Raw genomic sequence first — 7,368 nt, forward strand, 5'->3', positions numbered from 1 at the left:
GGGAGTATACGAAAATGAGCATGCAAGATCCTATTGCGGATATGCTAACACGCATCCGTAACGGTCAGTCAGCCTCTAAGGTTGCAGTTAAAATGCCTTGTTCTAAGCAAAAAGTTGCACTAGCAGCTGTGCTTAAAGAAGAAGGTTACATTAATAGTTACGCTGTTTCAGGTGAAGTGAAAGCTGAACTTGAAGTGACTTTGAAGTATTTCGAAGGCAAAAACGTAATTGAAAAAATTGAGCGCGTTAGTCGCCCAGGTCTACGCATCTACAAAGGAAGTAATGATCTTCCTAAAGTGATGGGTGGCTTAGGTGTTGCTATCGTTTCTACTTCTAAAGGCATGATGTCTGACCGTGCAGCTCGCAAAGCTGGCATCGGTGGCGAGATCATCTGCTACGTTTCTTAAGGGGTTTATATATGTCTCGTGTTGCTAAAGCACCCGTTGCCATCCCTGCAGGCGTAGAGATCTCTCTAAATGGTCAGGAAATCACTGTTAAAGGCGCTAAAGGCACTTTAATTTCTGTTATTAACTCATCTGTTGTTCTTGCAATAGCTGATGAAAAAGTATCTTTTGGTCCTGTTGAAGGCGTAAAAGATGCTTGGGCTCAAGCTGGTACAGCTCGTGCAAACGTTAATAACATGGTTAAAGGTGTAGCTGAAGGTTTTACTAAAACTCTTCAACTAAATGGTGTTGGTTACCGTGCAAATGTTAAAGGTTCTGTTGTGAATCTAACATTAGGTTTCTCACATCCTGTAGCTTATAACCTTCCAGAAGGTATAACTGCAGTTTGCCCAAGCCAAACTGAAATTGTTATTACTGGCGCTGACAAACAAAATGTTGGTCAAGTTGCAGCTGATATCAGAGCTTTCCGTCCGCCTGAACCTTATAAAGGTAAAGGTGTTCGTTATTCTGATGAAGTTGTGCGTCGTAAAGAAGCCAAGAAAAAGTAGGGTAATACTATGGATAAGAAATCTGCACGTCTTCGTCGCGCAACTCGCGCACGTAAGAAAATGCAAGAATTGGGTGCTACACGTTTAGTGATTAACCGCACTCCAAGCCATACTTATGCACAGGTTATTACACCGAATGCGGAAGTATTGGTTTCTGCTGCAACGACAGAAAAAGCAGTTCGTGAAATGATCAGCTATGGCGGTAACGTTGAAGCAGCTAAAGTAATCGGTAAATTGGTTGCTGAGCGAGCTATCGAAAAAGGCGTTACTAAAATTGCTTTCGATCGTTCAGGTTTCCAATATCACGGTCGTGTTGCAGCATTAGCTGATGCCGCTCGTGAAGCTGGCCTTCAGTTCTAGTCAGGAGTAGGAAATGTCTAAAGTTGAAAACCAAACAGGTGATCTGCAAGAGAAATTAATTGCAGTTAACCGTGTTTCAAAAGTTGTTAAAGGTGGTCGTATCTTCAGTTTCACTGCGCTTACAGTAGTGGGTGACGGTAACGGTCGCGTTGGTTTTGGTTATGGTAAAGCACGTGAAGTTCCAGCTGCTATTCAAAAAGCAATGGAAAAAGCGAAACGCAATATCGTAAGCATTGAACTAAATGGTGTGACTCTTCAACATCCAATTAAGGGTCGTCATTCTGGTTCTAAAGTATTCATGCGTCCAGCATCAGCTGGTACAGGTATCATTGCCGGCGGTGCAATGCGTGCAGTACTAGAAGTTGTAGGTATCCATGACGTACTTTCTAAATGTTACGGTTCTACTAACCCAATTAACGTTGTACGAGCTACAATTGGCGCGCTTACTGGTATGTCATCACCAGAACAAATCGCAGCTAAACGTGGTCTACCTGTTAAAGAAATTCTGGGGTAATTAAACCATGGCTAAAATTAAAGTAACTCAAACTAAAAGTGCAATCGGTCGTTTACCTAAACATCGTGCAACACTTGTTGGTTTAGGCCTTCGTAAAATCAACCACACTGTTGAGCTAGAAGATACAGCTTGCGTACGTGGTATGATTAACAAAGTAGCTTACATGATTAAAGTGGAGGAAGCGTAATGTTTTTAAATACTCTATCTCCAGCTGCTGGTTCTAAGCCAAACGCTAAACGTGTAGGTCGCGGTATCGGTTCTGGTACTGGTAAAACTTGTGGCCGTGGTCACAAAGGTCAAAAATCGCGCTCAGGCGGCGGTATTCGACCTGGTTTTGAAGGCGGTCAAATGCCTTTGAAACAACGTCTACCTAAATTCGGTTTCACTTCACGTAAGCAGCTAGTAACAGCTGAAGTACGTTTAAATGAAATCGCTAAAGTTGAAGGTGATGTTGTTGATTTAAACACACTTAAAGCAGCAGGTCTTGTTACAAAAAACATCCTGTTTGTTAAAGTTGTTTTATCTGGTGAAATCACTCGACCAGTTACTATTCGTGGCATTAAAGCTACGAAAGGTGCTGTTGAAGCGATTGTTGCTGCAGGCGGTCAAATCGAAGGATAGTACAAATGGCTAAAAAACCAGGATTGGAAACGAATAAATCTCAAGGTGGCTTATCAGAACTGAAAAGTCGTTTATGGTTCGTGTTAGGTGCAATTATTGTATTTCGCGCAGGATCTTTTGTTCCGATCCCTGGTATTGATGCCTCTGTACTTGCTACGCTTTTTGACTCGCAAAAGGGTACCATCTTAGAAATGTTTAACATGTTCTCTGGTGGTGCGCTTGAGCGTGCGTCTATTTTTGCGTTGGGTATTATGCCGTATATTTCGGCCTCTATTATCATACAGTTATTAACTGTTGTTAATCCTACACTTGCCGAATTGAAAAAAGACGGTGATGCAGGACGACGCAAAATTAGCCAGTATACCCGTTACGGAACATTGTTCTTAGGTACTTTCCAAGCTATTGGTATTGCTAAAGGCTTACCTAACATGGTTGATGGACTCGTCCATAATCCAGGGTTAAGTTTTTACTTTACTGCGGTAGTGAGTTTAGTAACTGGTACTATGTTCTTAATGTGGTTAGGTGAACAAATTACCGAACGCGGTATTGGTAATGGTATCTCAATATTAATTTTTGCAGGTATTGTTGCTGGTATGCCGCCAGCTATCGGACAAACGGTTGAACAGGTTATCGATGGTAACCTTCACGGCCTGTTATTGTTAGTGTTAGCTGGTGTTGTTTTTGCTGTTACATACTTTGTTGTATTTGTAGAGCGCGGTCAGCGTAGAATTGTGGTAAACTACGCAAAACGCCAACAAGGACGACGTGTTTTTGCAGCTCAAAGCACGCATTTACCGTTAAAGCTTAATATGGCCGGTGTTATTCCAGCTATTTTTGCTTCGAGTATAATTTTGTTTCCTGGAACGCTTGCACAATGGTTCGGTCAGAATGAAAGTTTATCTTTCCTTACTGACATTTCCTTGGCTCTACAGCCAGGACAACCTTTGTATGTAATGCTTTATGCAGCAGCAATTATCTTCTTCTGTTTCTTCTATACAGCGTTGGTATTTAACCCACGTGAAACGGCAGATAACTTGAAGAAGAGCGGGGCGTTCATCCCAGGTATTAGACCAGGCGAACAAACTTCAAGGTATATAGACAAAGTAATGTCACGATTAACTCTAGCGGGTTCTTTGTACATTACATTCATTTGTCTAGTACCATTGTTCATGACACAAGCTATGGGTGTGCAGTTCTACTTCGGTGGTACGTCATTACTTATTATGGTTGTGGTAATCATGGACTTTATGGCTCAAGTTCAGACTCATATGATGTCTCATCAATATGGTGATGTTCTTAAGAAAGCTAATTTAAAAGGCTACGGTCGCTAAATTAGTTTGAGCATGTCCTATAACAGTTACGGAGTAAGAAATGAAAGTTCGTGCATCTGTTAAAAAGATTTGTCGTAATTGCAAAGTGATCAAACGTCACGGTGTAATTCGTATAATCTGTGTTGAACCAAAGCATAAACAACGCCAAGGTTAGACAGTAGTAGATACTTGGGCTAGATTTATTAATCTATTCCCAAGTTTCTATTGCAATATATCTCTCTTCTGAGTATCCTTACGGGCTTTTCGAAGAGAGCAAAACATTTTTTTTCAACCCTTAAGTGGAGTGGTATAGTGGCCCGTATAGCCGGCATTAACATTCCTGATCAAAAGCATACAGTCATTGCCCTGACTGGTGTTTTCGGTATTGGTGCAACACGTGCGAAAGCAATCTGTGCTGCAACTGGTATCGCTGAAACAGCTAAGATCAGAGAGCTAGAAGAAGCTCAACTAGAACTTCTTCGCGAAGAAGTAGGTAAATACACTGTAGAAGGTGACCTACGTCGTGAAGTAAGTATGAATATCAAGCGTCTGATGGACCTCGGTTGTTACCGTGGTATTCGTCATCGTCGCAGCTTACCTCTACGTGGTCAACGCACTAAAACAAATGCGCGCACCCGTAAAGGTCCGCGTAAAGCTATCAAGAAATAGGAGCTGACGAGTAATGGCTAAAACCCCAACTCGCGCTCGTAAGCGCGTTAAAAAGCAAGTTGCTGACGGTATTGCACACGTTCATGCTTCTTTCAATAATACTATTGTGACAATCACAGATCGCCAAGGTAATGCTTTATCTTGGGCAACTGCAGGCGGCTCAGGCTTCCGTGGTTCTCGTAAGTCAACTCCATTCGCTGCGCAGGTTGCTGCTGAGCGTGCTGGTGAAATGGCTAAAGAGTACGGTGTGAAAAACTTAGAAGTTATGGTTAAGGGCCCTGGTCCTGGTCGTGAATCTTCTATTCGTGCATTGAATGCGATTGGTTTTAAAATTACTAACATCACTGATGTTACACCAATCCCTCACAATGGTTGTCGTCCACCTAAAAAGCGTCGCGTATAACGCTTTTAGGAATATTGGAGAAAGAACATGGCTAGATATTTGGGCCCAAAGCTCAAGCTTAGTCGTCGTGAAGGTACAGATCTTTTCTTGAAAAGTGGCGTACGTGCGATCGAATCTAAGTGTAAAATTGATAACGCACCTGGTGTACATGGTGCTCGTAAACCTCGTCTATCTGACTACGGTTTACAACTACGTGAAAAGCAAAAAGTTCGTCGTATGTACGGTGTACTTGAAAAGCAATTCCGTAACTTATATAAAGAAGCTGCTCGTCTAAAAGGTAATACTGGTGAAAACCTACTTGCTTTATTAGAAGGCCGTCTAGATAACGTTGTTTATCGTATGGGCTTTGGTTCTACTCGTGCGGAATCGCGCCAGTTAGTAAGCCACAAAGCAATCGTTGTAAACGGTAAAGTTGTAAATATCCCTTCTTACAAAGTGAAAGCTAACGATACAGTTAGCATTCGCGAGAAGGCTAAGAAGCAAGCTCGTATCGCTTCAGCTCTTGAAATTTCAGAGCAGCGTGAGAAAGCATCTTGGGTTGAAGTTGACAGTAAGACACTTGAAGGCGTTTACAAACGTGTTCCTGAGCGTTCTGATCTGTCTGCAGACATCAACGAACAGCTTATTGTTGAACTTTACTCTAAGTAAGGTTAACTTCATAAGAGAGGACATACATGCAGGGTTCTGTAACAGAATTTCTAAGACCAAGACTTGTTGATATTGAGCAAATTAGCTCAACACGTGCCAAGGTAACACTTGAACCGTTAGAGCGTGGCTTTGGCCACACTCTAGGTAATGCTTTACGTCGAATTCTACTTTCTTCTATGCCAGGTTGTGCTGTAACAGAAGTTGAGATCGACGGCGTACTCCATGAGTACAGCAGTAAAGAAGGCGTTCAAGAAGATGTTCTTGAAATTCTTCTTAACTTGAAAGGTCTTGCAATCAAACTTGAAGGCAAAGACGAAGCGTTACTAACTTTAACTAAGTCAGGTACAGGTCCTGTATTGGCAGGTGACATCACCCATGATGGTGATGTTGAGATTATTAATCCAGAACACGTGATTTGTAATTTAACCGGTCAAGCAGATATCAGCATGCGTATTCGTGTTGCAAAAGGGCGTGGTTACGTACCTGCTTCTACACGTGTACACGCTGATGATGAAGAGCGTCCTATCGGTCGTTTGCTTGTTGATGCAGCATTCAGCCCTGTAAGCCGTATAGCTTACAATGTTGAATCTGCTCGTGTAGAGCAACGTACTAACCTTGATAAGTTAGTAATCGATATGGAAACTGATGGAACATTAGATCCTGAAGAAGCTATTCGTCGTGCTGCTACAATTCTGGCTGAACAGCTTGATGCTTTCGTTGATCTTCGTGATGTAACGGAACCAGAGCAGAAAGAAGAGAAACCAGAGTTCGATCCGATACTGCTACGTCCTGTTGATGATTTAGAACTTACTGTTCGTTCAGCTAACTGCCTAAAAGCAGAAGCAATTCACTATATTGGTGATCTTGTTCAGCGTACTGAGGTTGAGTTACTTAAAACGCCTAACCTTGGTAAGAAATCTTTAACTGAAATTAAAGATGTTCTAGCTTCACGTGGTCTTTCTCTAGGCATGCGCTTAGAAAACTGGCCGCCAGCAAGTATTGCTGACGAATAGTAAACACTAGTCAAAAGATTTTTGTAAGAAGGATAAGTTCATGCGCCATCGTAAGAGTGGTCGTCAACTAAATCGTAACAGCAGCCACCGTCAGGCTATGTTCCGTAATATGGCATGTTCTTTAGTTAGCCACGAGATCATTAAAACGACTCTGCCTAAAGCTAAAGAATTACGTCGTGTAGTTGAGCCTCTAATTACACTTGCTAAAACGGATAGCGTAGCTAACCGTCGTCTAGCATTTGCACGTACCCGCAGCGATGAAGTTGTAGGTAAACTATTTAAAGAATTAGGCCCACGTTTCGCTAACCGCTCAGGCGGTTATACTCGAATCTTAAAATGTGGTCTACGTACTGGCGATAAAGCTCCTATGGCTTACATCGAACTAGTAGATCGTCCAGTTGTTGAAGCTGCTGACGAAGAATAGTTTAAATAGTATTAGAAGCCAGGGCTCACGCTCTGGCTTTTTTCGTTTCTAACTCATAATTTTTTCTTGTATAAACTATCTCTTCTATATTCAGCTCGCTTATCTAAATTATTTTTCTCTTTGTTATACTCAATTAATATCCTTAATATACCGATAAACTAAATATCTGCATGTCCGCCTAAGATCATTTCAATAAATTAGTATTATGTTTTAACTTCATATGAATTTTGGTAATGAAAAAGTAGATCCACGAATCTGTTTTTGAGTATTTGTTTGGTATATGACGTCATTGTTCGCTTTTTAATCTTTTCATTTGTTTTTTATCTTTTTTTAAATTAGCGCTTGCCAATGTGATCCATATCTCTATAATGCGACCTCACTGACACGGCAACAGCCGCTCAGTATGCTCTTTAACAATTTATTCAAGCAATCTGTGTGAGCACTTGCAGAGATA

At 41.5% G+C, this 7,368-nt stretch carries 13 protein-coding genes; all 13 read left to right on the forward strand.

Annotated elements, in window-relative coordinates; genetic code table 11:
- The first annotated feature begins 14 nt into the window (after positions 1-14).
- The 13 genes from rpsH to rplQ all read left to right on the forward strand — a co-directional run bounded on the left by rpsH (position 15) and on the right by rplQ (position 6,914).
- Positions 15-407 carry a 30S ribosomal protein S8 gene (gene rpsH, locus HRT96_RS20020; protein WP_006034609.1) on the forward strand — a complete coding sequence of 131 codons (393 nt, stop codon included), beginning with the start codon at positions 15-17 and terminating at the stop codon, positions 405-407.
- Between the two features lie 11 nt (positions 408-418).
- Positions 419-952 carry a 50S ribosomal protein L6 gene (gene rplF / locus HRT96_RS20025; RefSeq protein WP_006034610.1) on the forward strand — a complete coding sequence of 178 codons (534 nt, stop codon included), beginning with the start codon at positions 419-421 and terminating at the stop codon, positions 950-952.
- Positions 953-961: 9 nt separating this feature from the next.
- Positions 962-1,312, forward strand: a complete 351-nt coding sequence (gene rplR / locus HRT96_RS20030; RefSeq protein WP_293160136.1) for a 50S ribosomal protein L18 — start codon at positions 962-964, stop codon at positions 1,310-1,312.
- Between the two features lie 13 nt (positions 1,313-1,325).
- Positions 1,326-1,826 carry a 30S ribosomal protein S5 gene (rpsE, locus tag HRT96_RS20035; RefSeq protein WP_067046255.1) on the forward strand — a complete coding sequence of 167 codons (501 nt, stop codon included), beginning with the start codon at positions 1,326-1,328 and terminating at the stop codon, positions 1,824-1,826.
- Between the two features lie 7 nt (positions 1,827-1,833).
- Positions 1,834-2,013 (forward strand): 50S ribosomal protein L30, encoded by a 180-nt coding sequence (rpmD, locus tag HRT96_RS20040; RefSeq protein ID WP_045112208.1) that lies wholly within the window; start codon positions 1,834-1,836, stop codon positions 2,011-2,013.
- A complete protein-coding gene (rplO, locus tag HRT96_RS20045) occupies positions 2,013-2,447 on the forward strand; it encodes a 50S ribosomal protein L15 (protein ID WP_293129021.1) in 435 nt (144 codons plus the stop codon). The genes rpmD and rplO overlap by 1 nt, the downstream gene beginning before the upstream one ends.
- 5 nt (positions 2,448-2,452) lie before the next feature.
- Positions 2,453-3,778, forward strand: coding sequence for a preprotein translocase subunit SecY (gene secY / locus HRT96_RS20050; protein WP_211673648.1), 1,326 nt, complete (start codon positions 2,453-2,455; stop codon positions 3,776-3,778).
- A gap of 40 nt (positions 3,779-3,818) precedes the next feature.
- Positions 3,819-3,932, forward strand: coding sequence for a 50S ribosomal protein L36 (rpmJ, locus tag HRT96_RS20055; protein ID WP_045112205.1), 114 nt, complete (start codon positions 3,819-3,821; stop codon positions 3,930-3,932).
- Between the two features lie 137 nt (positions 3,933-4,069).
- A complete protein-coding gene (rpsM, locus tag HRT96_RS20060; protein ID WP_045112204.1) occupies positions 4,070-4,426 on the forward strand; it encodes a 30S ribosomal protein S13 in 357 nt (118 codons plus the stop codon).
- Between the two features lie 13 nt (positions 4,427-4,439).
- A complete protein-coding gene (rpsK, locus tag HRT96_RS20065; protein WP_067046261.1) occupies positions 4,440-4,829 on the forward strand; it encodes a 30S ribosomal protein S11 in 390 nt (129 codons plus the stop codon).
- A gap of 27 nt (positions 4,830-4,856) precedes the next feature.
- Positions 4,857-5,477: a 30S ribosomal protein S4 gene (rpsD, locus tag HRT96_RS20070; protein WP_293160141.1), complete on the forward strand. Its 621-nt coding sequence runs from the start codon at positions 4,857-4,859 to the stop codon at positions 5,475-5,477.
- A gap of 26 nt (positions 5,478-5,503) precedes the next feature.
- A complete protein-coding gene (rpoA, locus tag HRT96_RS20075) occupies positions 5,504-6,490 on the forward strand; it encodes a DNA-directed RNA polymerase subunit alpha (RefSeq protein WP_293160143.1) in 987 nt (328 codons plus the stop codon).
- A gap of 40 nt (positions 6,491-6,530) precedes the next feature.
- Complete coding sequence (rplQ, locus tag HRT96_RS20080) at positions 6,531-6,914, forward strand: 50S ribosomal protein L17 (RefSeq protein ID WP_006034546.1); 384 nt, start codon at positions 6,531-6,533, stop codon at positions 6,912-6,914.
- Positions 6,915-7,368 lie beyond the last annotated feature (454 nt).

The sequence above is a fragment of the Moritella sp. genome, from assembly GCF_013215705.1.
Classification (GTDB): Bacteria; Pseudomonadota; Gammaproteobacteria; order Enterobacterales; family Moritellaceae; genus Moritella.